The sequence below is a fragment of the Sphingobacterium sp. UBA7253 genome, assembly GCF_002472745.1.
Classification (GTDB): Bacteria; Bacteroidota; Bacteroidia; order Sphingobacteriales; family Sphingobacteriaceae; genus Sphingobacterium; species Sphingobacterium siyangense.
Genome location: NZ_DKSP01000099.1, coordinates 1 through 816 on the forward strand (window position 1 = coordinate 1; position 816 = coordinate 816).

1 protein-coding gene is annotated in these 816 nt (G+C 33.7%); it reads left to right on the plus strand.

The genetic code is table 11. The annotated features are described in order from the left end of the window. Positions 1-419: 419 nt before the first annotated feature. Positions 420-816: TetR/AcrR family transcriptional regulator (locus B2X72_RS09590; RefSeq protein WP_286849360.1), on the plus strand; the 397-nt coding region annotated here is incomplete at its 3' end.

The following is an 816-nucleotide window of genomic DNA, read 5'->3' on the forward strand; positions in this document are numbered from 1 at the left end:
CCGCTTCAAATCTTTCTGCAATTGATATCGCTTATGTATTAACATACATCAATACCAAGATCAATAAAGGAAAGAATCTATATCCTCTGGAAGAAGTGGAGAAAAATTTAAAAAATTGTAAATAGAAAAAAGCGTTGGTTTTATAAGCCAACGCTTTTTTTTCTATGCAACCGATCCACCTCCTCTAAGAAAGATCTTCGGGCCAATCTGCAAGCGACAATCAAGCTACAACCCTGGCACTCTTGGCACTACTTCCCCTCCGCCCATCAAAAAAAATAAAAAGTTGAAAACAATTTCACCTTTTTTTCCTTATTGTATTATTGGTTCAAATCGTTTTATATTTATTGATTTATAACAATATTCTGACATTTTGGATCCAAATTAATCGTTAATTTTGCAACCGAATGAACGTTCGATTGATGAATTCCAATGAAAAAATTGCGGCAGTACTTGCCAGCACACTAAAACTTATACAAACAAACGGCTTCCATGGAACGCCGATGAGCAAAATCGCACAAGATTCTGATGTAGCAATAGGAACTATCTACCATTATTTTCCATCAAAAGATGACCTAATCTTTGCACTGTTCAAGCATTGTAGAACATTACTGAATGATTACATTTTTGATGGTATAAAAGATGATTTCGATTATAAAGATTCCTTTATTCATATCTGGCGCAACTTTGTCAAGTTCTATTTAGAAAATGGGCATATCTTCAGTTTTTTTGAACAGTTTTTTTCGTCTCCTTATTACGAGAAAAACAAAGCTGAGATACAAGAACCTGTAGGTGGACAAAATAAAGTTGTTGATTTTT